The sequence below is a fragment of the Microcoleus sp. CZ3-B2 genome (assembly GCF_036705055.1).
In the GTDB taxonomy this organism is placed as follows: Bacteria; Cyanobacteriota; Cyanobacteriia; order Cyanobacteriales; family Microcoleaceae; genus Microcoleus.
This window is the reverse complement of sequence record NZ_JAUBTN010000049.1, coordinates 15,924-40,554: the sequence shown is the minus strand read 5'-3', so window position 1 is coordinate 40,554 and position 24,631 is coordinate 15,924. Positions and strand designations below refer to the sequence as shown.

General features: G+C 45.0%; 16 protein-coding genes. 4 read left to right on the top strand and 12 right to left on the bottom strand.

Going from position 1 to position 24,631, the window contains the following annotated elements; genetic code table 11:
* Positions 1 to 39: 39 nt before the first annotated feature.
* A complete protein-coding gene (locus tag QUA97_RS20140; RefSeq protein ID WP_194066501.1) occupies positions 40 to 1,770 on the top strand; it encodes an NAD(P)H-quinone oxidoreductase subunit 4 in 1,731 nt (576 codons plus the stop codon).
* Between the two features lie 554 nt (positions 1,771 to 2,324).
* On the opposite strand, the gene QUA97_RS20135 is transcribed toward QUA97_RS20140, so the two are convergent.
* The 5 genes from QUA97_RS20135 to QUA97_RS20115 all read right to left on the bottom strand — a co-directional run bounded on the left by QUA97_RS20135 (position 2,325) and on the right by QUA97_RS20115 (position 12,314).
* Entirely contained in the window at positions 2,325 to 4,031 is a 1,707-nt protein-coding gene (locus QUA97_RS20135; protein WP_333195652.1) for a helix-turn-helix transcriptional regulator, read from the bottom strand.
* 348 nt (positions 4,032 to 4,379) lie between these two features.
* On the bottom strand, positions 4,380 to 6,353 hold the full coding sequence (locus QUA97_RS20130; protein ID WP_194066499.1) for an ABC transporter ATP-binding protein/permease: 1,974 nt from the start codon (positions 6,351 to 6,353) through the stop codon (positions 4,380 to 4,382).
* Positions 6,354 to 6,669: 316 nt separating this feature from the next.
* Positions 6,670 to 7,527 carry a DUF1361 domain-containing protein gene (locus QUA97_RS20125; RefSeq protein WP_194066498.1) on the bottom strand — a complete coding sequence of 286 codons (858 nt, stop codon included), beginning with the start codon at positions 7,525 to 7,527 and terminating at the stop codon, positions 6,670 to 6,672.
* A gap of 177 nt (positions 7,528 to 7,704) precedes the next feature.
* Positions 7,705 to 11,976 carry a PAS domain S-box protein gene (locus QUA97_RS20120; RefSeq protein WP_194066497.1) on the bottom strand — a complete coding sequence of 1,424 codons (4,272 nt, stop codon included), beginning with the start codon at positions 11,974 to 11,976 and terminating at the stop codon, positions 7,705 to 7,707.
* A 179-nt stretch (positions 11,977 to 12,155) separates the two neighbouring features.
* Complete coding sequence (locus tag QUA97_RS20115) at positions 12,156 to 12,314, bottom strand: hypothetical protein (protein WP_194066496.1); 159 nt, start codon at positions 12,312 to 12,314, stop codon at positions 12,156 to 12,158.
* Between the two features lie 12 nt (positions 12,315 to 12,326).
* On the opposite strand from QUA97_RS20115, the gene QUA97_RS20110 reads away from it, so the two are divergent.
* Positions 12,327 to 13,694, top strand: a complete 1,368-nt coding sequence (locus QUA97_RS20110) for a TldD/PmbA family protein (RefSeq protein ID WP_194066495.1) — start codon at positions 12,327 to 12,329, stop codon at positions 13,692 to 13,694.
* 73 nt (positions 13,695 to 13,767) lie between these two features.
* Positions 13,768 to 13,893, top strand: coding sequence for a D-galactonate transporter (locus QUA97_RS28350; RefSeq protein WP_370588980.1), 126 nt, complete (start codon positions 13,768 to 13,770; stop codon positions 13,891 to 13,893).
* Between the two features lie 312 nt (positions 13,894 to 14,205).
* On the opposite strand, the gene pirA is transcribed toward QUA97_RS28350, so the two are convergent.
* Both pirA and bioF read right to left on the bottom strand, forming a co-directional pair.
* Positions 14,206 to 14,355, bottom strand: a complete 150-nt coding sequence (gene pirA / locus QUA97_RS20105) for an arginine synthesis PII-interacting regulator PirA (protein WP_194008449.1) — start codon at positions 14,353 to 14,355, stop codon at positions 14,206 to 14,208.
* A 247-nt stretch (positions 14,356 to 14,602) separates the two neighbouring features.
* Complete coding sequence (gene bioF / locus QUA97_RS20100; RefSeq protein ID WP_194066494.1) at positions 14,603 to 15,772, bottom strand: 8-amino-7-oxononanoate synthase; 1,170 nt, start codon at positions 15,770 to 15,772, stop codon at positions 14,603 to 14,605.
* A gap of 66 nt (positions 15,773 to 15,838) precedes the next feature.
* Between bioF and QUA97_RS20095 the strand changes: the two genes are divergently transcribed.
* A complete protein-coding gene (locus tag QUA97_RS20095; RefSeq protein WP_333195651.1) occupies positions 15,839 to 16,774 on the top strand; it encodes an exopolyphosphatase in 936 nt (311 codons plus the stop codon).
* A gap of 201 nt (positions 16,775 to 16,975) precedes the next feature.
* Here QUA97_RS20095 and QUA97_RS20090 read toward each other — a convergent pair whose 3' ends face one another.
* The 5 genes from QUA97_RS20090 to QUA97_RS20070 all read right to left on the bottom strand — a co-directional run bounded on the left by QUA97_RS20090 (position 16,976) and on the right by QUA97_RS20070 (position 24,585).
* The gene (locus tag QUA97_RS20090) at positions 16,976 to 17,209 is read right to left on the bottom strand and encodes a hypothetical protein (RefSeq protein WP_333195650.1); all 234 of its coding nucleotides are present in this window, start codon (positions 17,207 to 17,209) and stop codon (positions 16,976 to 16,978) included.
* Positions 17,210 to 17,219: 10 nt separating this feature from the next.
* Positions 17,220 to 18,347, bottom strand: a complete 1,128-nt coding sequence (locus QUA97_RS20085; protein ID WP_333195649.1) for a glycosyltransferase family 4 protein — start codon at positions 18,345 to 18,347, stop codon at positions 17,220 to 17,222.
* Between the two features lie 283 nt (positions 18,348 to 18,630).
* Positions 18,631 to 21,441 carry a chloride channel protein gene (locus QUA97_RS20080; protein WP_333195648.1) on the bottom strand — a complete coding sequence of 937 codons (2,811 nt, stop codon included), beginning with the start codon at positions 21,439 to 21,441 and terminating at the stop codon, positions 18,631 to 18,633.
* 498 nt (positions 21,442 to 21,939) lie between these two features.
* On the bottom strand, positions 21,940 to 23,013 hold the full coding sequence (locus QUA97_RS20075) for a tetratricopeptide repeat protein (protein WP_333195647.1): 1,074 nt from the start codon (positions 23,011 to 23,013) through the stop codon (positions 21,940 to 21,942).
* A gap of 615 nt (positions 23,014 to 23,628) precedes the next feature.
* The gene (locus tag QUA97_RS20070; protein ID WP_333195646.1) at positions 23,629 to 24,585 is read right to left on the bottom strand and encodes a GDSL-type esterase/lipase family protein; all 957 of its coding nucleotides are present in this window, start codon (positions 24,583 to 24,585) and stop codon (positions 23,629 to 23,631) included.
* Positions 24,586 to 24,631: the final 46 nt, after the last annotated feature.

The window sequence follows — 24,631 nt, the reverse complement described above, 5'->3', positions numbered from 1 at the left end:
ATTGTCGTAAATTCCAACTAAGTATTTATTCTCACTATCATGATAGCGGATCAATTTCCTTGGCTGACCGCAATTGTCATCCTACCCCTCATAGCTGCCGTCGCCATCCCTTTTTTACCGGATACAGACGGCAAAACAGTCCGCTGGTATGCTCTGAGCGTTGGTATTGCAGACTTTGTATTGATGTGCTGGGTGTTTTGGACTCACTACGATCCGAGCATCTCTACTTTCCAAATCGTCGAGAAATATTCCTGGATTCCTTCTTTAGGGCTCAACTGGTCTGTTTCGGTTGACGGGCTGTCGGTTCCGCTGGTGTTGTTGGCGGGATTGGTGACGACGCTATCTATTTTTGCTGCATGGGAGGTCGATCGCAAGCCGCGATTGTTCTACTTCCTAATGTTGGTGATGTACTCGGCACAAATCGGAGTATTCGTCGCCCAAGACATCATGCTGCTGTTCATTGTCTGGGAACTAGAACTAATTCCGGTGTACCTGCTAATCTCGATTTGGGGCGGACAAAACCGTCGCTACGCAGCTACCAAATTCTTGATTTACACCGCCGGCGCTTCCATTTTTATTCTGATAGCTGCCTTAGCAATGGGATTTTACGGCGGAGGAAACGTTACCTTCGACATGGTAGAACTCGGCTTGAAGGACTACCCGCTGGGTTTAGAAATCCTGCTTTATGGCGGATTGTTCATTGCCTTCGGCGTAAAACTGGCGATTTTCCCCTTTCACACATGGCTGCCTGATGCCCACGGCGAAGCATCTTCTCCCGTGTCGATGATTCTGGCCGGCGTGTTGCTGAAAATGGGCGGCTACGGACTGATCCGCCTGAATTTGGAACTTCTTCCGAAAGCACACATTTACTTTGCACCGATTATGGCGGTGCTGGGTGTTGTTAACATTATCTACGGCGCGCTGAATTCCTTCGGCCAAACGAACATGAAGCGCCGCCTTGCGAATTCGTCGATTTCTCACATGGGATTCGTGTTGTTGGGTATTGCTTCCTTCACGGATTTGGGAATCAACGGGGCGCTGCTGCAAATGATTTCCCACGGTTTGATCGCCTCAGTATTGTTTTTCCTGGCTGGCGTTACCTACGATCGCACCCATACAATGGTGATGGACGAGATGGGCGAGATTGGGAAAGTGATGCCGAAAGTTTTTGCCTTGTTTACCGCAGGCGCAATGGCTTCTTTGGCACTCCCCGGTATGAGCGGTTTTGCTAGCGAATTGTCAGTTTTTGTAGGCGTTGCAACGAGCGATGTTTACGGCACTTCTTTCCGCGCGGCGATCGTGTTTTTGGCGGCGGTGGGAGTGATTTTGACACCGATTTATTTGCTCTCGATGCTGCGACAGTTATTTTACAACTGTGGAACATTGGCGGCTTGTGACCTTGAGGATCTAGATTTGCGGAATCAGCGAGAGAATCTGGATGAAGCGGTTTGTTTCGGTAATAGTTGTATTTTGCCTGGTGATGCACAGTTTATTGATGCTAAACCTCGGGAAGTGGCGATCGCATTTTGCTTTTTGATACCGATTGTGGGAATTGGTTTTTATCCCAACATGGCGATGCAAGTTTACGATGCGACGACTGTGGCGGTAAACGCTGAAGTCCGCCAATCTTACACCCTAATCGTTCAAGAAAATCCTCAGATTTATGCGAAGGGATTTTTGACACCCAAAATTGTACAGACTCCAACAGCGCCTGCTTTGGGCCAAATTACTGGATCTGAATCTGCATCGGCTTTCGGTATTGTCAAATAATTTTATCGAATTCTGTTTTTGCTGAAAATTGGGCGATCGCTTTTTTTGAAAGGGCGATCGTTTTTTTTTGTTAAAGTTGTTAGTTATTGGTTATTGGTTATTGGTTATTGGTTATTGGTTATTGGTTATTGGTTATTTTAGCCTGAGCGAAGTCGAAGGCTAGTCATTAGTTATTAGTGCTGTCCCCCCCCGAGCTTTCCGTCCAACGTTATCAGGAAGAAGGCTATAACGGCTTCGCTCAGGGTGAAAAGAAGAAAGAAGGAAGCCTAGGGTGCGTCGTGCTCGAAAATTTATAACAAAAAATCGACAATTTCATAGATCCGCTACGTCAGATTGTCGATGGAATGCACGGAATTTTTGATGTATCCGCACCCCACAAATACTCGATTAAACGCACAGTTCGGATCGCGCGTGCGGACACTTACTGACGCACGCGCGAACCATTTTTGTGATTAATCTACGGAACATGATACGATCGCTTGGAAAATTGCAGATTGACGGCGCTCAACGCAGATTAATTTCAAGTCTTGAGATGGCCTGGGTGCAATTCAAGTCTACTGAAATTCCCAAATAATCTGCGCTAGATTCTCCTTCGCATATCCCACCTCAAGCGTCGATTTATCCTCCAAACCCGAGACAACTTTCGTCAGGATATTTAGCGGTTCTTCAAAGCCTGTAGTTTTGAGAAACAACACTTGCAGCCGATTTTTAACTAATGCTAAAATTGAGCGACTGCGAGATTCTTCACCGGCTTTTTCTTGAGCAATACTCTGGCTAAAATTGTGAGTTTTCAACAGCCGCATTCTTTCTGTTCCTTGCGTTTTAACTGTTTCCAAAACCTCCACCCGAATCTGCTCAACCAATCTTTCGCTGACGTATTTCACAATTAAAGGCTGAAGCCTAAAAACAGTTTCTCCGCCCTCACTGATTTTTTCAATCAGCAAGCGACGGCTGAGAGAATCGAGATTTTTTAGCAAATCGGAAAGCGAGGAATTGACTAACATTTTTTCTCGCAAAGTCGTCAGGGAAATCGGACTTTGTGCAATAGCCAGCCAGCAGACAATCTCTTGTTCTGAATTCGACATTCGATCGAATTGCTGCGCGAGCAAATTGCTGATGTGTTCTTCAATAAATAACGCCGTCGCTTCTAAAAATTTGACAACATTACCATCAAAAAAATCATTAATTGTGGTTGCCACAATTTTTAATGCTAACAAATTTCCTCCGTAGCGAGCTAACAAAATTTCCCACTCTCGATCGCGAGCTGACAAGCCTTTTTCTTGGAAAATCTCTCTGGCTATTTCTTCAGAAATAGCGGGTTTGAAAGACCGCACTTTTTCTCCCGCCAGCAAAGCTAGTTCTGTAGGTTCTTCGGCACTAACTAGCACTAAACAGCTATGGTGATTGACTTGACCGAGGCGCACAATTAAATCTCGATAGCCTTGGCAGCCTTCGCGGTAGTGTCCCGCTAGTTCTTCGGGTCGGAGGACTGCTTCAAAATCGTCTACAATTAGCAGACAGCGCTGTTTTCGCAAATGCTCGATTAAGCACGAAATTTTGTCGTTGAGATCGATCTTTTTCGATGGAGCGGCTAACGGCACATCGGGCTTTTTTGGGTTATAAAAAAGTTGAATTAAGCTGTCTAGAAATTCGGATGGTGTTGGTGTCGATCGCAGCGATCGCCAAATCACAAAATCAAACTCATGCTGTATCTGTTTCGCCAACTGTACCGACAGAGTTGTTTTCCCGCTACCGGCCAAACCCAGCAGCGCTACCAAGCGACAATTATCCGATACGATCGACTGTTTTAGCGCAGTTAATTCTTCACTGCGTCCGTAAAAAACCGCAACATCCGGTGCTTGGCCCCAATCTTCTTGTCTGCGCCCGTTAGCGTTAGCGAAGCGATCCGAAGGAAAGCCCGCCCCAACAGAGGCTACGCCAACGGAGAGGAGCGGCATTTTGAAAAAAGATCCTTTACCTCCGGGACTAAAATCGCTTGCTCCCTGCTCTGCGTGGTATGAAAACAGTAACTGATGTCTCAATTCTGACAATTTTCCTGGGCCGTTCCCCCCAATCTGAAACTTTTTGTAAACTTCGCCTAGTCTTTTGCGAACGGCGATGTCGCTAATGCCGAGCTTTTTGGCGATAGTAGCGGTAGATTGACCGTCAAGAGCCATAAACACGGTTTTTAACTCGGCATCTGTCACACCGAGCTGTTTGGCGATATTTTGCACAAAGTTTTGAGGAATCGGAGTAGTCAAGGTAGGAATCTCGCCTCTACTAAAAATCTATCTTCTATTATATTCTGTGACTTCTCGCGGGCGAACAATTGCATCGGTTAAAGTTCAGTTTGCTTGTCTTTTGTTGGGAAAATTTGAGATATTTTTCCCCAAATTCTAGGTTTTGGTACCAGTTTAAAAAACAATGCAACTGCGGAAAACCTCCCAACCCTGATGCAATCAGTAATATTATGTCCTAGGGAAGAACAGCTATCAAACAGGTTGGTAGTGAGGAATTCAGCTTTTAAATTGGATGGGAACTTCAGTCCTCACTACAAACCAGACCGTTATTTTTTTACCGGACATAATATCATCTTTAGCAGCCCTCTATCAATCAAACACGCTCGCACTATCGCGGTATTCCTCAGCAGAAACCAGGCGCCAACTTCCATCGCCCAAAAGTTCTAAAACCTCCTGGTGATATTTCAACAAACTCAAGCGGTGGCCGACACTCACAAAGGTAGTTTTAGTTGCTTGCAACTGCTCGTATAAATGTTGCTCGTTCTTCAAATCCAAAGCACTTGTCGCCTCATCCAAAATAGCGTAGCGCGGTTCTGTCAGCAACAATCGGGCAAAAGCTAAACGCTGCTGTTCTCCCAGCGACAAAATCTCCGTCCAATCTAAATCCGCCTCAAAACCGCCCAATCTGTCGGGTAAATCTGCTAAGTTTACTGATGCCAAAACGCGGCGAAATTTTTCCTCATCAACCTCGCTGCTGGTGTTGGGATACAGAAGTTGCGATCGCAAACTGCCCAAAATCATATAAGGACGCTGCGGCAAAAACAACATTTCCCCAAGTTCCGGCCGCACCAAACGGCCCGTGCCCGAGTCCCACAAACCCGCAATAGCCCGCACCAAAGAACTCTTTCCTGCGCCGCTTTGACCGACAATTAACAGTCCTTCTCCCGGCGACACCGCTACCGACAAATCCCTAATCAAAGTCTTTTGATGTTTGGGGGTATCTAAAGTAACGTGTTCCAGCGTCAACTGAGAATCAACTACTAAATCTATAGTTGTTTCTCCGGCACGAGATACCGCTTTTTCTGCTTCCAAAGTATCTGTAAATACAGTCAAACGATTGATACTAGCTGCAAAAGAACTCAGCGGTTCAATCTGAGTTACAATCACCGAAAAAGCCGCTAAAACCTGACTGAAAGCAAAACCTGCTTGCGTGATATCTCCAAACTGGATTGTATCGGTTTTGTCGGCAAAGTAAGCAGGAGCTAGAAACAAAGCCGGAATAATCACAACAGCATATCCGTATCCCGTTGTGAAATAATCCAGATTTCGCTGCCAGCCAATTAGTAAATTAAAATTGCGGAATACTTCCACGAACCGCTGCTTTATCTGTGTCGATTCCTGTTCTTCTCCCCGGTAAAAAGCAATAGATTCAGCATTGTCGCGAATGTGAACCAGTCCGTAGCGGAAGTTAGCTTCTTTTTTAAGTTGGTTAAAATTAAGAGGTACTAATCTTTGCCCAAAAAACAGAGTGGCGACCGTCCCCAAGATAGCATAAACTATCAGGAATATCGAAAGTTGTTTGGAGATAGACCACAGGATACCTGTGAAAGATATAATGTCAACTATTGAACCCAAGATTATCAGCAAGAATGACAAACTTGTCCGGGTAAATGATTTGATATCTTCGGAAATTCGCTGGTCTGGATTGTCGATTTCTTTGTGAGAATTGATTTCATAATAAGCCCGATTCTGAAAATATTTATCGAGGAACTTATTTGTCATCCACTCTCGCCAGTAGAGACTTAATTTATCTTGGATGTAGCGGTAAATTACGACAATAGGAGTGCCGAGTGCAAAAACGCCTGCATAGACAAACAGATACTTCCAGTAATTGAGCTCGTCTTTTTTAGCTAGTGCTGTGTTAAAAAAGTTACCGACATAACTAATAATTACATTCAGCCCGCTAACTGACAGGGACAAAAATAGCAGCAAAGTCAATAAAGCCCAGGGCTGCCAGTGCGCTGTCAATCTGTTTTTGAAGCAGATAAAAGCAATGAAAGGAATAATTAGCATGAAAGCTACGATCGCAATTGCGGGCGAATTAATAATTCCTTTCAACAAAGTAACTAAGCCGGCCGCAATACTATTGACAAAATCTGGAAAAAGAGCAGCACCTCCGAGACATAAAGCGCTCACAGCCACAAACATCGCAGCAAAGAGAAATATCAACAGCAGTGCGACTAATCCTAAAAATCTTTTGCCGCCCCCAGGCTCTAAAGGATAAAAGTAAGGCTGAGCGATCGCCATAAACCGCTCCCACAACTGACGGTCAAATCGATTCATCTGTGCTTTTTACAAAACTACTTCGGCTGTTATAACATATCAAGTTTTATTACCGATGGCTGCAGTAATTTATTTGGGAGCCGATCGCAGAAATTCATCTTACCTACAGACGGATACTTGCTTGCGGGCTTAAATACTCGATCTCAAAAAATTGGATTTCATAGCATTTTCATTTTTTATTTGGCGTTTTTCGATTGAGAATAACTTATACAATAGCGGTTTAGCAGCTATCCTAGAGTTGCATTGGTTTTTTGAACTGCTATTAGTTCAAGCTGGCAGATTCACGGAGCTACAAGTCAATTCTCAATGGGCATCTCTAGAATCTCAAATCGATGGAATCAGAAGAAGTCGCGGTTTGGTCGATCGACTCCGACTCGGATTGAGTGCTGTAAAATCGCTGGCTAATCCCCAAAATCACTTGCTTCATTACCCAATACAAAACAGCAATTACTACAAAAGTTGCAGCCATTACTACAAACGGACGCTTACCAATCAAATCATTCATGACGGTGTTAACCAGCGCATCCGGGTTAGTCAGGATGTCCCAACTGTTGAAGCGGATAAATCGCCCTAAATAAATGCCGATCGCCGAAAGTGCGTGAATAATCATCTCGGTGGCGAGAATAAATCTACCCCAACCCTGTTGCTTGAGATAGTAACCCAAATTCATCACCGACAGCACGTAAGCTCCAAAGCCGGCCAGCATAAACGCCAGATACTGCGGAATTAAAGCCAGAGTCACAGTCCACACCGAGTGCTCCTGTTTAATCTGCTCGATCAGGTGAATGATATCAGTTAAAACGTAGGGTGCGTTGGGCAAAAATGCGATAAACCAGAAAAAACCGCCCCACCAGCGGAGAGAGCGAACTCCGCGCTGTCGCAGTACCCAGATGTCTAAAGCCATCAGCACGATCGTAATGGCGATCGCCCCCAAAACGTAAGTTTTGCCCACATCTTGCACAATGTGCCTCAGATAGGCTAAAACATGGCGCGTGCTCGGCACAAATGTAGCGCCCAGGAGAACCCACGTACCCCAAAGCAGCCAGCGCGATCGGGGTTTGCGGAACAGCCAAAAACTCAGCGCCAGCGGTAGTAAACCTAAAAACAAATTCCAAGACATCCAGCGGACATTGTGTCCCATTGCTTCGAGCGCTTCCAGGATTAATCCCATCATGTCAGTTTTTATCCATTTAAAGGTTGATGCAGCACCGCTTTTCTAGCAGCTTGGATCTATCTTAGGTTAACTTGTAGGGTACGTCAGCTCGCGGCTCATCGCTCACAGCCTGAAAATTCAGCTATGAGCTGACGCACCCTACCAATCTAAAATCTCAAATCTAAAATCTAAAATCGACTAGGTTTTGGCGATCGGAATTTGTATCTTAAAAGTCGTTCCCCGTCCCATTTGGGAAATACATTCAATCTTCCCCTTGTGCTTTTCTACCACAATCGAATGGGCGATCGACATTCCCAGCCCCGTACCTTTCCCCACAGCTTTTGTCGTAAAAAACGGGTTACAAATGCGATCGACTATCTCCTCGGGAATGCCCGTACCGTTATCCGAAATTTCCACAATCACAGTGTTTTGAGGCGTTACACCAGTCCAAATAGCAATCCGGCCGGGATTTTTCTCTGCTTCAGAAACCGACAACTTGTGACAGCGTTCCTCAATCGCATCAATGCCATTAACAATAATATTCATAAACACCTGATTCAGTTGGCTAGCATAGCACTCCACCAGTGGCAGTTTGTCGAACTCCTTAATTACTTCAATGGCCGGACGGCTATCGTGACTTTTCAAGCGGTGCTGCAAAATCAACAAAGTGCTATCAATTCCTGCATGAATATCCACAGGCTTCATTGCCGATTCGTCCAGCCGCGAGAAATTCCTGAGCGACAAAACAATTTGCCGGATGCGCTCGGTTCCTACCTGCATCGAACCCACAAGTTTTCTTAAATCCTCGGCCATGAAGTCCAAATCAATCTCTTGAATGCGATCGACAATTTTTGCCTTAGGTTCCGGATACTCCTGTTCGTAAAGATTCACCAGACCGAGCAACTGTTGCGTATACTGGTTGAGATAATCAATGTTAGCGTGAATGAAATTCACCGGATTATTAATTTCGTGAGCGATGCCGGCAACTAACTGCCCCAAAGAAGACATTTTTTCAGTTTGAATAAGCTGAGATTGAGTAGAGCGCAATGACTGCAGCGCTGACTCCAACTCTCCGGCTCTTTCTCTTTCTCGCGCCTCGCTTTGTCGCAGAGCTTCCTCTGCTTGTTTGCGAGTCGTAATATCCAGGCAAAATCCAATTATTACCTTACCCTGACCATCAGCATTCCTGCTAAAAATAGTATCCCGACTGTGCAGCCACAAAAATTGACCGTCTGTTGCCCGCATCCGGTACTCAATTTCCCTAATTTCGCCATCTTCAACTTCTACAAGGCTCGCGTGATGTTTCACGATTAGCAACAAATCTTCGGGGTGTATTAACTGAGGCATCATTGACGACTCCATCGCTATAATGTCGTCAGAGGTATAGCCCAAAAGCGTGAATAGTGAATTATTAGTGTAGATATTTCGCTGTTCTTCCAAGTCGTATAGATACAAAATACCGGGAGTAGCATCGGCTACTTTTTGAATGAACTGCTGGCTCTCTTGCAAAGCTAACTCAGCTTGTTTGCGATCCGTCACATCAATGCCAATGCCGTCCCAAAGAAGATCGCCATTTTCTTTAGCTTCAGGACGCGCAATTACCTGAAACCAGCGAATTTTCCCAGAAGGCAACACCAGCCGTCCTACCCACTGCCAAGGTTGCAAAGTTTGCGCTGAAGTAGTAATGGATTCCTCATAACTTTGGCAGTCGTCTGGATGAATCAAATCTATTAGTAAATCCGCATTTTTCAAAATAGCTTCTGGTTCTAACTCAAACATTTCTCGGCAAGCAGGACTGATGTAAGGAAAACTGACATATCCATCTGCACGCACCAAACATTGATAAATAGTTCCCGGCAAATTAGCCGACAGCTTTTGAAATTTTGCCTCGCTTTCCCGCAGTGCTTCCTCTGCTTGTTTGCGCTCCGTAATGTCAGTAATTGAACCAACAATGCGGACGGCTTTTCCAGATTCTTCCCACAAAGCTTGTCCCCGACTGAGTATCCATTTGTAGGAGCTGTTGTAGCACCACAAGCGGTATTCGACGATGTAATGTGGCGTTTTCCTATCTAAATGGTCTTGGAAAGCCTGCATTACTAAGTCTAAATCGTCGGGATGCGTGACCCTTTTCCATTCGTCAAAGTAATCGATATCTGGGGCGTGTTCGTATCCGGTGATTTCTTTAAATCGATTGGACAGGAATATTTCTCCTGTTTGCAAGTTCCAATCCCAAATGCCGTCATTGTTGCCTTTGAGCGCTAACTGCCAGCGTTCTTCACTTTGCATCAATTGAGCTGTTCTTTGTTTGACTATATTTTCTAGTTCTTGATTGAGCTTTTTGAGACTTTCTTCTGCTTGTTTGCGCTCGATCGCAATTCCTGCTAAATGCCTGACAGTTTCGATCGATTGCAGATCGAAATTTTGGGGAACGCGCGGTTGGGCGCAATACATGGCGAAAGTGCCTAAAACTTGACCTGTAGATGAAAAAATCGGACTAGACCAACAAGCTTTCAGTCCAAAAGTCAAGGCTAAATCTCGATAATTGTCCCACAAAGGATCGGTAGTAATATCTGTAACAATCACTTGTTCGCGGCGGTAGACAGCAGTGCCGCAGGAACCGACATTCGGGCCGATGGCGGCACCATGAACAGCAGCGTTGTAACTTTCCGGCAAACTCGGCGCGGCTCCGTGCAGAAAATGTTGACCGTCTTCATCTAACAGCAAAACCGAACCCATGACATCTCTCGATTGCTGTTCGACAATTTCAATTAAAGTATTTAAAGTATCGCTCAAAGAAGCGCCCTGAGCAATCATTTCTAAAATTTGTTTTTGACCGTTCAACCAATTTTCAGACTGCTTGCGCTGCGTAATGTCACGGGCTACTAAGAGCACCGTATTTTCTGTCATTGGCGAAATGTTAGCGAAAAACCACCTTTGTTCGCTACCAATTTGCAGGTTATATTCTAAACTACTGACTTGATTAGTAGCGAGGGCGAGGCGAATTGACTCCAGAAACTTTTCTGCTATTTCTGGCTCAAATATATCGCGGGTTTTTTGTCCGACAAGTTCGCCCCGTGGCTTGTACAAAAGTTCAGGACTGGTGGGGGCAATTTTCAGGAAGCGTCCTTCAACATCGAGTACAAAAATTACGTCGTTCATGGCAGCAAACAAAGCTAGCAATTCTGATTCAGAAGCTTGCAGGGCGATTTCAGCTTTTTTGCGATCGCTAATATCTGTACCCACCGACAGAATCCCGATCGCTCGTCCTCGGTCATCGAGCAAAGGTTGGTTTCTCCAGGCTACCCAGACTTTTTCGCCATTGCGGCGGATGTTTTGATTTTCGTGTTTGAAGTATTTGTCCGGTTCTGTCGCACAGTCTCGAATTATTACGGCTAAATGATTTTCCGACAAATCGGCCGAATCTACAATTGTGCCGATCACACTTTTGCCAATTATTTCTGCTTCTAAATACCCGAAAAAAGTTTCCGCAAACTCATTAAAAAAAGTAATCTTACCTTCGCTGTCTAACTGCACAATAATGCTGTTAGCATTCTCCACCAATTGCCTGTACTTAGCTTCGTTCGCGCGCAATTTCGCAGGCCCGTAGACCCAACTAAAGGCCACCGCCCCGCAGAAAACAGCCAGCAAGCAGCCACCAAACAGCAACCACCCCCGCAACGGCGAATTCTTTGGCCATCCTCCCGCCGGAATTGCTGCCAACTGCCAGGAACCGTTGGGCAAAGTCACTTGCAGAACCACGGGATTGTTCTGAAAAATCGGCTTGTTGCCAAAAAATACGTCCCCGGACTTTCCCCTCCCGTCTTTGCCCCGCACAGCGTATTGCAGGTTGGCTGAGGAATCATTGAGTCCGGCTTCCTCGATCAGGGAGTTTTTATCGAGGATCACGCCGATCAACCCCCAGTAAACTCCTGTTTCGGGCTCTGCGTTCGGGGGTGTGAGAAAAATGGGCGTTCTGCTGACGAAGGCCACGCCTCCCTCGAATAATTTCACGGGCCCGGCAAGCAAAGTTTTTCTGGTTTCGATCGCATCTTGAACCATTTGTCGCTGTTCGGGTAGCGCCGTCAAGTCAAGCCCGATCGCCTTTTCATTTCCCGCCCGCGGATAAATGTAAGCAATCGTCGTGCCTTTAACTAAAGTTATGTTGCGAATACCGGTTTGCTGTGCCAGCAGAATTCTCACCGTCGCTGCAAATTCGGCTTCGGTGATGTTTGGGTTGTTGGAAATGTCAGCCACCAAACCCCGGATCAAAAACAGCCGGGAATTCAAAGAGCTTTCCAGCTTAGAACGGACTGTACTGAGGCGATCGATCGTGCTAGCGCGCTTGTACTGCAAAAATCGCTGTTGTTCCGATCGATCTAAAATGCCAACTCCGACCAAAATCGCTATAAATGTCGAAATTGCTGCTAAATAAGGTGAAATTTGAAATTTTTTAATCTTAAAGTATTGCATCTGCCGGCGGTTGAAGTATATTTTTACGTCTTTAGATAGATTTATTTTAATTCTATTTTTCTAGGCAGATGCGAAATTTCAGGCATACCGGGCTTTTCGCGAGCCGGCGCGAGTTTTTTTTGCTTTAGGACGCGGGCCGAACGCCCGCGATGTAAACCTGTAATCATCAATTCTGTGGACTAAGTTTTCAATCTCAAATCGAATGGCTCGCCATTTAGCGCGTAGGGTGCGCGTTCCCCCAACGCTGTGGTGCGGTAGCGCGCACCCGAAAGACGGGAATTATTAGCTAAAATAGAGTTAGCAATAATTTTTTTCAGCGCCTGGCGCGAATCATTCATAGGGACAATTTAATGCAGGAACAGTTGATGGAAGCGATCGCACCTTATCGCGATCGAGTAGATTATCTAGAAGTTCGCCTCGAACAAAGCGAGTCAACTGCGATTAGTTTTCGCGGCCCTGGGTTAGATGCTGTCAACCGCAGTTTTAGTCTCGCCGGCGGCATCCGCGCCTGTCACAAAGGCGGCTGGAGTTTTGTAACTTTTAACGGTTTAGCTGAGTTAAAAGCTCGGATTGAAGAAGCTGTCGTTCAGTCTCGTTTAGTTGGGAGCGAAAAAACTCTACTAGCAGATGTCGCTCCGATTCAAGATTATGTAGCGGTGGAATTTGGCCGCGATCCGCGCTCTATTACTTTAGCCGAAAAGCGGAAATTGCTCGAATCTTACAACCAGTTGCTGTTAGATTATGACCCGCGAATTCAGACGACAATGGCCGGTTATAGCGACAGATTTGGGATTACTTATTTTGTGAATTCTCAAGGTACTTGCATTGCTCAGGAGCGCTTGGACGTGACGGGGCGTTTCGGGGCGATCGCCCGGGGCGAGGGCGGCGTCGTCCGTCAAGGGTTTGAATCGATTCACTCGCGATCGGATTACGATGTGTTGACAAATATTGAAGATCGTGTTAAAAGTGCGGCCGTTCGAGCTGTCGGCCAACTTGAAGCAAAATCGGTCAAAGGCGGCCAGTATCCGGTGATTTTAGACCCTTATTTGTCGGGGGTGTTTATTCACGAAGCTTTCGGGCATTTGTCGGAAGCTGACGGCATTTACGAAAACCCGAAAATGCAGGAATTGTTGACTTTGGGCAAGCCTGTGGCGATCGAACAATTGAATGTAATTGACGACGCAACTTTGCCGGGACTGCCGGGAACTCTGAAATACGACGACGAAGGTGTGCCTGCTCAGTGCAAGCATTTAATTAAAAATGGAGTTTTAGCCACGAGGATGCACAATCGCGAGACTGCGGGCAAAATGGGCGAAGCTCCGACGGGAAATGCCAGGGCCCTGAGCGCTACTTTTATGCCGTTGGTGCGGATGACTAATACGGCGATCGAATCTGGCGCACATTCTTTTGACGAAATGGTGGGCGACATTGAGGAAGGAGTGTATGCAGTGCGGATGTTGGGAGGACAAACCAACGGCGAAATGTTTACCTTTGCGGCGGCTGAAGGCTTCATGATTCGCGACGGCAAATTGGCCGAACCGGTGAGCGATGTCACTTTAAGCGGCAATGTATTTCAGACTTTAAAGGATATTGAGTCGATCGGCAATGACTCAGTTTATGCCTACGGCGGCTGTGGCAAAGGCGGCCAAGGCGGTTTGCCCGTCAGCGTCGGCGGCCCCCACCTGCGAATTAAAAATGTTGTAGTCGGAGGAAGATAGGCAATAGTCAGTTGGCAGTTGGCATTAGTCATTAGTCATTAGTCATTAGTCATTAGTCATTAGTCATTAGTCATTGGTTATTAGTCATTGGTTATTAGTCATTGGTTATTGGTTATTGGTTATTGGTTATTGGTTATTGGTTATTGGTTATTGGTTATTGGTTACGAATTCCCAATTTCCCATTCTCAATTCCCAATAACAACAACAACTAACAAATAACAACTAACAACTAACAACTAACTGCTAACAGTCATCAGCCAACAGTCAACAGTCAACAGTCATCAGCTAACAGTCATCAGCCAACAGTCAACAGTCAACAGCCAACAGCCAACAGTCATCAGTCATCAGTCCTTTCCAATCAATAAAAAAAAACCGGTTTCATTAAGAAACCGTTTTTTTTTCTATCAACGAATAGAGGAGTGAAAATTTAACGAATAGCGGTTGCGGGAATTTCTGCATTTCTCGCACAACCCTCTAAACCAGACTGCGGGCAAATTCTAGTTGCAGCTTCTTACAACTGTTTCATTTCCTCTTCCAGCACCCGAACCAAATCTTGATTGCCGCTGGCTCTAGCAACTTCGATGCGGTGCATCAGTTGCTTGTGAATGTTAGCGCGGTGGGTTTCAGCTACTTTTTGTACGTTTTTGCGATTTGTGTTCATGATGAACATTCCTTATATTTAATTTGGTGTACCGACTATTTCTAGTATATAGCGCGAAATTGCAAAAAGTATCTAAATTTACAAAAAATTTACACTTGTGGAGCGATCGAGCGCAATAACCTACACTGTTTGCCATAAGTCAATAGCGAGATCTTAACATTTCCCACAATCTAAAGCAGGGCGAAGCGCGCACCTACAAACTCAACTATATTTAGTCAAGCGGTACGCAGCGCACACCGTACATTGACTAAAAACTCAAAACTTGCTCCAAAGCCTCTACCAACTGCTGCAGGTGTGCGAATTCGTGAGTTGCCATCAGCGAAATCCGAATTCGGCTTACACTTACAGTCGGAGGCCGAATCGCTGGAGCAAAAATACCAATTTCCTTGAGTTTGCTGGCGGCTGTTAAAGCTGTGGCTGCATCTTTTAAGGGCAAACTAAAAATTGGGGAGAGGGAGTTGTTAATTGGTAATTGTCGATCGATTATCGCGTAATATTTGAAAGTTTCAATATTACGCTGCAACCGCACTCGGCGTTCTGGTTCTTGCTGTACAATTCTCACAGCTTCCAAAGCAGCCGCTGTGTCAGCAGGCGTTAATGCTGTAGTATAAATCCAAGTTGCAGCTCGATTGCGGAGAAAGTCAATTAAAGCCGCAGAGCCCGCAACGTAGCCACCCAAACTTCCCAAAGCTTTGCTTAGCGTGCCAACTTGAATTAGCGGCAATCCCTGACACCCGAAATGTTCTGCACAACCAGCACCGCTAGCACCGAAAACTCCTGTAGCGTGAGCTTCATCTACTAATACCATGCAGTTAAATTGTTCCGCCAAAGCTAGCAACTGCGGCAGCGGACACAAGTCCCCATCCATGCTGAATACGCTATCGGTAATAATTAAACACTTGCGGTATTTTGTCCGATTTTGCTCTAGTTTGGCTGTTAAATCCTCAAGAGGGCAACGATCGTACTCTAGCACTGTTGCACCGCTGAGCGCTGCTCCGTTTTTGAGGCTCGAATGGTTGTACTTGTCAGATAATATCAAATCGCGCTTGCCGACAATCGAGGCGATCGCCCCTAAATTCGCTAAATATCCCGAACTGAATACTAAAGCGTCTTCGGTTTGTTTTAAATTAGCTATAGCCTGTTCTAGCTGTCGGTGCAAATCGCGGTGTCCGCTGAGCAACCTCGAACCCGTCGCGCCCGTACCAAATTCCTTTGTTGCAGCCACAGCCGCTTGAATTAGCCTGTCATCCCCCGCGAGGCCGAGATAATCGTTGCTGGCAAAGTTAATCAGCCGGCGGTTTCCTAATTTTACCGCAGGGCCAGGGCAACTTTCGATCGATTGGGGCGATCGATACCAATCGGCCCGGCGAACAGTGTCCAGGGATTTCTCTATCCAAGCGTAAGGGTCTGCGTTCATATTGTTTAGCGATCGGGTAATAAGTTATATTAGCGGGTGATCAGTTCCTCCGCATCACCAAAGCATATGCCACTCACTAAAAAATACAGATTAGTCACCCGCAGCGACTTTGACGGTCTTGTCTGTGCCGTTTTGCTCAAAGAACTCGATTTGATCGACGAGATTAAATTCGTGCATCCTAAAGATATGCAGGACGGAAAAATCGACATAACAAATAACGATATTACCACCAATTTACCCTATGTTGAAGGAGTTTATCTAGCCTTCGACCACCATTTCAGCGAAACTCTCAGACACGAAAAAATCAAAATCAATCACATTATCGACCCCTATGCAGCTTCAGCAGCTAGAGTGTTGTACAAATATTATGGAGGCAAAACAAAGTTTCCCAATATCTCCGAGGAAATGATGGCGGCAGTTGACAAATCAGATTCCGCTCAATTTGCCAAAGCAGAAGTTTTAGACCCGGATAAATGGGTGCTGTTAAACTTCTTGATGGATGCTAGAACTGGGTTGGGCAGGTTTAAAGAATTTACCGTTTCCAACTATCAGTTAATGATGCAGTTAATTGATTACTGCAAAAGTCATACTATCGACTCAATCTTGCAGCTTCCTGATGTCAAAGAAAGAGTAGATCTTTACTTCGAGCAATCAGAAAAATTCAAAGAGCAAATACAGCGCTGCGCCCAAGTTTATGATAAATTAGTTGTTTTGGATTTGCGTAACGAAGATGTGATTTATGCAGGGAATCGTTTTGTAATTTATGCTTTGTTCCCCGAGTGCAATATCTCGATTCACGTACTTTGGGGGCTGAAACAACAAAATACGGTTTTCGCAGTTGGTAAGTCAATTTTTAACAAAACTTCTCAAACTAATATTGGGGAGTTAATGTTAAAATATGGTGGTGGCGGCCATCAGAACGCCGGAACTTGTCAGATTGAAAATGATAAGGCAAGTAAAATTTTGAACGAGTTAATTGCCCAGATCGAGCAAAATGGTTAAATTGGCTCGATATTTTTGGCAGTCTGAACATTAGTTTCTCGACCTCTTGCATAAATCCAAACTCGATTTTTCAAGCGCAGATTTAAGCTAGATAAACACTGATAAACCCAGATTATTTCAAGATAATTTGGGAATGAGTGCAAGAGGTCTTTTGATTGTTTGAATTTTTCTGACTGAAGTCCGAACCCTCAAGCCGGAATTTTATTCATCAAGGTTTTGAGGCTGTGGGTTCGGGGCGTTGAGATTTGCTGGACTATTGCCTTTGACTGGGGGTAAATGGTCTACTAAACCCATATCAAAAGCTACATCCGGCAAATCGGCCGCATTATATTTTCCTGGTTCAAACAACCGCCCAGGAGTAAAACAAGGCTGTTTCAATTGTACGACTTCGCTAGGTGCAAACATTCCCCTAAACATTTTGCGTTCGAGTCCCATAATTCCGCTCCTAAAACAACTCTCGCATTAATTTTAGCAATTTTTGGCTCGTTGCTTTCCAATTAAATAAATCCGCCGTCTCTCTAGCTTTTTGAGCTATCTCAAAACGCATCGGGTCTTCAATAATTTTTCGCAATTGCTCGCGAACAGACTGAACATTTGGTTCTGCCCAATGAGGAGCATTTCTGATTTTCAGATACTGAGTATCGTAACACTCTCCAACGGGAATTAGATCGTAAGCAATGGGATAGCAGTTATCAGTATTGGCGTAGTCCGTCGGGCCTCCGTACAGAGTCATGGCGACGGGTAAGCCAGCAGCAAAGGCATCCAAAATTTTAATCGCAAAACCTTCGCCGCGAAACGGAGCTAAAACAGCATCTGCTGATAAGTATAAATCAGCTAGTTCTGTTTTATTGCAAAATTTAGGTCTGATCTGAACTTTTGGCTTTAACTTGCCGAATTGCTTTTCGATATTTACGAGATGTTCCACTATGACATCAGGATTTTTGCCGCCATCTTTGATAATTAACTCTACGTTAGGATCATCTTGAAACTCTTGATAAAATGCTTGAATGGCGAGGTCGGTGCCAAATCTATAAAAATCATAAGAATTGGTCATGTGCAGAATATATTTTACATCGTTTTTAGTTTTATGCGGTTTAAGAGAATAAAGCTGCGAGATTAAAGGATTGAAGCCTAAAGGCACGACTGAGACTTTTTTGTCGGGACAGCCAGCTTTGATTAAAACGTTTTTAGAATATTCACTTACGGCTAAAATGTGGGATGAATTATTGACTGCATCATAAATCCAATAATCATAATTATCATCGTTTCTGGTAAATTCGTAATTGATGGCAAAAAATTCTAAGTTGAGATGTCCGTTAAGTTCTTTGAGAAAATAAGGTTTCCAGTAATGAGACCACTTGATCTGAAATAAATCTGATGGTACGGCGTTCATCCACTTTGCTAGTAGGTGATTTTCTTCTGCTGTGGAATTGCGGGTGATGTGAGAGGCGATTGGCGATGGTGCGACTGAAATGGGAATTTCCATTTTGTCTAATGTTTTCGCCAAGGATAGGGTAATGTCTGCGAAGGAATTAAAGTTTTCAAAGCCGACGTTAAAGTGAACCATGGTCATTAGTTAGTTGTTAGTGGTTATTTGTTAGTAGTTAGTAGTTAGTTGTTAGTAGTTAGTAGTTAGTAGTTAGTTGTTAGTAGTTAGTTGGTAGGGGCGGTGCCCCAGTACCCGCCCTCAGTGGTTAGTGGTTATTTGTTAGTGGTTAGTTGTTATTTGTTGGTGGTTATTTGTCAACAGTCAACAGTCAACAGTTAACAGTTAACAGTTAACAGTCAGCAGTTAACAGTTAACAGTCAACAGTCAACAGTCAACAGTTAACAGTTAACAGCCCGATTACCAATAACTAAGAGGCCGATCGCACTAAAATAACTGTACAGTCGCACCCGCGCGCCACGGCTTCCGGGATGTTCCCGTGAATTACCTGTTTCAGTAGCCCTTCGCGACTCGCTCCTAGGACGATCGCATCGCACTGATCGTTCTGAGCCTGATCGATTAAAGCATCAGAAACCGATGTAGCGCAAACCGCAGTCGCGACTACCGAACACCTAACCCGGCGCTGAATAAACTCCGCAGCTTGCTTTAATTCGTCGCGCGAGGGTTCTGCAACAGAAGGCTGGTGAATTTGACACAATTTAATCTCCGGTACTGAACTCGCAGCCACTAAAGCAGGTAGCAGGCGCAAAGCTGCAGCTTGTTTGTAACCACCGCGAATTGGCACCAGCCAGCGCCGCAAACTCATCAACGTGTGCAGTCCCAATTCTGGCACCGGAATGTCAGAATTTGGTGGCAAAAGTTCTGTTTCAGGAGTCGCTGATGAACTTGATACCGCCAATGTAGAATTTTCTACCTCATCAATTTTTGCGGCATTTAACTGCCATTCTTTAGAGGCATATTCTCCCCCGTCGCTGCTGGTTGAACACACATCTTTTTGGCTTTTTATTAATAATTGTTTGCTCCATTTCACCAAAACCACCTCGCAACCAGCTTGCCGAATTACGGTATCTACAACATCGCCAAAAATGCGTTCTTTTGTGGATAATTCGCCTTGCCAGCCCATTAAAATTAAGTCTATATGTCGCTCCTTAATTGTCTCCAAAATCGCGTTAGGCACGTCGTGAGCTACCCGGATTTGGGTGTGTACTGGCAAGTTCCAATTGCGAATTATTCGCTCGGCTTGTTGTAGCAGGCGACGGCTTTTTGTAGTCCGCACTGCGCTTTCTGAGGGGGAACTGTTGCGCGGTACGATGATGATTTGCAGGCATTCTAGTTCGTAATTGCGATCGCGCGCAATGGCCGCCGCCAGCCGCAGCAAAGCCGGCGCTGTTTGCGGGTTGGAAAGTGGCACTAACAGCCTGCCGTTGCCGACTTGGGGAGCTTTGGTTTGATACACTACATAGGAAGGTTCTGGATGCGGGCCCTGGGTTGTTTCTCCGCTGAGGCGATCGGATTCAACTCGGATAATGTCGCTGCGGGTAATAATTCCCACCAAATGGCGGCCTTCTACTACCGGCAAACGGCTGAGATGGTAGTAATTGAGCCTGTGCAAAACTTCGCTTAAAGTGTCGGTTGCTTTTACCGTAATTGGCTGTGCTGTCATAAATTCTTTCAGCAGGGAGTTGCCTGAAAAATTGCGATTGCTGGTATTGGCTAAATCGGTTTGGCTGACAATTCCAACTAATTTACCGCCGTCTACTACTGGAAAGCCTCGGTGGTGCGATCGCGAAAAAGCCTGCATCACTTCATCCAAAGTCAGCAGGCTCGACAGAGTTTCAACTCGGCGCTGCATAACGTCGTTTGCGTGCAAGTCACTCAAAGTATTGGTAGCAGCTTTTGCCTGCGTCAGTTGAATGCCACTAAACTCCAAAAGGTGACTGTACAACGAGCCGCTGTCTACCTTTTCTGCGACTAAATAAGCAACAACAGAACAGATCATCAAAGGTAGCACTAATTTGAAATCCGCCGTAATTTCAAATACAATTACTACCGCAGTAATCGGCGCTCTCGAAACCGCGCAAAAAAACGCTCCCATTCCCGCCAAAGCATAGGTTGTCGGCAAACCGACACCAAGGGAATTTTCTTGCAAAATTCCCACAAGCTGACCTAGGGCAGAACCCATAACTAAGGAAGGAGAAAACAATCCTCCCGGAGCTCCAGAAGCAGCGGAAATAATTGTCAGAAAAAAATGAGCTGCTAAAGCAGTTAAACTCGTTGTAATGTTGGCTTCTCCGGTCAGTAAAAACTCCCGCAATCCTGTATTGTTGCGAAAAGTTTCTGGCAGAAAAGCTATTACTGAACCGCAGATTAGACCAGCTAGAGCAATTCGCACGGGCAAGGACAATTTGAGGGTTCGCTTGTTGAAATTTAAGCTGGCAATAATCCCTTTACTAAACAAAGCTCCGAAAATGCCGGCTAAAACTCCTAACAGTATGAAAAACGGAATTTCGGAAATTTGAAAACTTATTGGGTACTCGCGCAGGTTCAAGTTTAAACTATCGCCGCCCAAAAGTTGTGAGACAACTGCACCAATAAATGAAGCGATAATTGCAGTCCCTAATGTCAATCCCGAAACATCCTGCAAAAGTTCTTCAACTACAAACAAAACTCCCGCAATAGGAGCATTAAAACCCGCTGCTAATCCCGCCGCTGCACCGCAAGCAATCAATTGTCGGCGGTAGTCTGGGGAAGTAGGCATTAAGTGACCGATCCAGCCTGCTAAAGATGCTCCTATTTGTACGGTGGGGCCTTGTCTTCCTAAAGATAAACCGGAACCAACTGCTAAAATAGTGGTGAGAAGTTTGGCGACAGCTACTCGCAAATCTAAGGCAAGATTGACACCGCCGAGAGCAGCTTTGACGTGAGGAATGCCGCTACCTGCAGTTTCGGGAGCTAAACGTTCTACCAACAAACCTGTTAGGAACCCGCCCACTAATCCGACGCTGGGGAGTAATATCCAAACTGGAATTAATGTGGAGGTAGCTACTCGCCAACTGCCGAGCCATCCGACTCCAGATTTGAGCAAAACGCCTGCGATTCCGGCAACTAAGCCAATCAAGCAAGCTTCAAAAATGGCGAGCCTTCTCGGTTTTAAAAATAGTTGAGATTTGACGATCCGGGAAGGTTCCCTAAATTGTTTAGGGATAGTAATGTACGGCATAAATAGCGTTTATTACCTGCAAATTTCCTGCTCGGTTAGAGTTTAGCAAGAAATTGCTTGGTTTGGGAAAATGCCAGAAATTTAATCTCGAATTTACTATTTGTGCGATCGCCCTTATTTCGCTTTCCAATTTTCGCTCTTTCCACATTATTTAGATTTATTTAATACCATTTTGCAAAATAAGTGCTAAGTGTGACCCACCCACAACCGCTCCTTATTAAGGGCGGGCTAGAACTTTATCCCTAGCAAATCTTTAGAAAAATGCTGTAAGGGATACAAGGCTCGATCGCCCTTTAGGTAAGTTCCTAGGGGCGATCGCGCTTTCCCAGCAGTTGAAAAGAGGATTAAGTCGCTGCAAGTTGAACGATCGCACTCTTATTGAGCTTCTGTCCGGTTCAACAAGCAACAAGCATAATTTGGTCGGGCTGGTGCGCGCATATTTCTCACATCAAAGCTGTGAACTTGTGCAACCGGCACCCGCCCCGGATTTGTATGAATTTATTGGATTCTTCTAATGATGTTTAATGTTTTTTCGTAGCTATCTGTGTTTCCTTGTTGCTGATACAAGTTGGCGGCTTTTTGGAAATCTTGTATCGCACCAGGCTTGTCTCCTAAGTCATAGCGGATAACCCCCCGATTGTAGTAAGCACGAGCATTGTTGGGGTTAATTTTCACGGCTTGGCTGTAATCTTCGATCGCACCCTGCTTCTCTCCTAAGATCGATCGGGTAACGCCCCGATTGTAGTAGGTATTATCATTGTTGGGATCAATTTTTAAGGATCGATCGTAATCGGCGATCGCACCCTGCTTGTCTCCCAAGTCATCGCGAGCATTACCCCGATTTGTGTAAGCAGGCGCATAGTTGGGGTTAATTTTCAAGGCTTCGTTGAAATCGGCCAGAGCAGCCTGCTTGTCTCCTAATATATAGCGAGCATTACCCCGCTCGTTGTAGGCTAACGCATCGTTGGGGTTAATTTTCAAGGCTTCGTTGAAATCGGCGATCGCACCTTGATTGTCTCCTAACCTCGTTCGGATCACACCCCGGTGGTAGTAGACTGAGCCATTGTTGGGGTTAATTTTCAGGGCTCGATCGTAATCGGCGATCGCACCTTGATTGTCTCCTAACCTCGCTCGGGTAACACCCCGGTTGTAGTAGGCCGAGCCATTGTTGGGGTCAATTTTTAGGGCTCGATCGTAATCGGCGATCGCACCCTGTCTGTCTCCTGAGTCATCGCGGGCATTACCCCGGCCAACGTAGGCCTCAACATAATTAGCATTAAGCTTAATTGCTCCATCGTAAGCCTCTATAGCACCTTGAAAATCTCCTTTGTTGTACTTCTCCTCACCCTGATTATACAAATCCTCGGCTGTGGGTTCTGCCGCCACAAGCTCCCTCGCAACCTCAACCCCCAAATCCACCTTTGCTGAAGCCAACAATTTCAAATTTGAATTAATCGAAATCCCCCTTAAAATTTGATTATTTTTCGCATAACTTGGTTGACAATCGATCAAACTTGCGGTACTCGAAACAACTAATCCCGTCAACAATCCGGTCAATATTTGGCAATTCATAGTAATCTCCACACTTTTATAATTTTAAACAACTATTTTGACATCAATCTGCGGTTTATTTACCCGATCGCCTCCACCAACCTTTTCAAATCCGGCATTTCTAAAATTGCGCGCTGAAATCGAGTTCGCGGCCCGACAGCCATTATCTCAAGACTGGCAATATGCCGCTTTCCCAATAGATGAGAGTGCCGCAACAGTCAAAACTCACAACTTCAAATTGATTAAAATCCAACATCTGTCACTGCTCCTATTGTATCGAGAACGATCCGCTCCGTCTAGAAACCGGATTTTTATATCGTGTCCGATCCATTAATATCAAATCCGGTAGCATCCCAATTATAAAATCGAGTCCGATAAAATCCGCGCTTCATACTTCTGTATTCATCTCTCTCTCTTGTCTTCCTCTGTGTTCTCTGCGCCCTAGCGCCGGTTAAATCACCTGACGATGTTACCGGAAACGAACCGATAGCGCGTGCAGATTTCAATCCGCTCTTAAACCAAGGACTCCAAAACCCCCTACAACCGGACATAACATTACAGAAATTAAAAATTATAAACCCCTATTTCGCCAAAAAAGCCGCTTTCCGATCGCCCATTCCTAAGTCCTATCTTGTTTTACGGTTGATATTCTGCAAAAATTTCAATTTTACCGACAATGTTCCGATTGAATTGCGCCAACTCTTCAGCAGGAATCCAATACTCTTGATGGCTCGAACTGCCGACAGTTTGCACGGGATATTTGTTTAAGAAATCAGCCAAAACTCGAAACTTAGTTACATAGCCAAAATATCCAGACGCTGCATCTTTAGTATTCCAATCTCGCGCAATTTGCATCGCGTAAGCTTTTTGTACTACGGGATAAAAAATAGGTTGAAAAGACAGCCGTGGCGGAAATGCCAAAAAATCGCTTTCTTTGATTAATTCCATTTCTTTTTTGCCGACAGCTCTAAACAGAGTTACTGTCTCTCGCTCTGACACAGTGATATTTTTAAACCAATCTTTCCAACTCTCCCAATTGTGAATAATTCTAGCCAATTCCGCATAACCGACAGCACGGGGATGGGAGCCGTCATTTTGGGCAAGTTCTTGCAGCCAAATTTCTGATTTTTGGAGCGGGGTACAAACATCTAAATAAGGTACGTTTAACTCGCTACAAACTTGGGAAAACTCTTGGGATAAATTAGCTATTCTGATTGTGCGATCGACATCAATAACTGGCGGCGGCCCAATCATTAAAACTGGTACTGTTTCTTGGGCAGAGTTGAGAATATGGCGCAGGTTTTCAATGGATTTTTCTAGTGCGACGCGAGTTTTGCCATTTTCAAAGTGAGTGTCGTTAACGCCAAAGGAAAAAACTATTCTACCGTCGCAGTAGTGAGGTAAACGGCAAGAAACTTCGTTGAACCAGCGAGTTTCTATATCGGTACTGGTTTCTCCCCGCACTCCTAAATTATAGTAGGTGATATCGTGTCCTTGCTTGCAAACTGCTGAGCAAATTCGTCCTGTCCAACCTAAACATTTTGGATCGCAAGTACCGTTTACGAAAGAATCGCCGATAAAACAAATACGCATAAAAATTTGAGATTTTTGATAGTGCGGGATTTAGCCGGAACTTCTA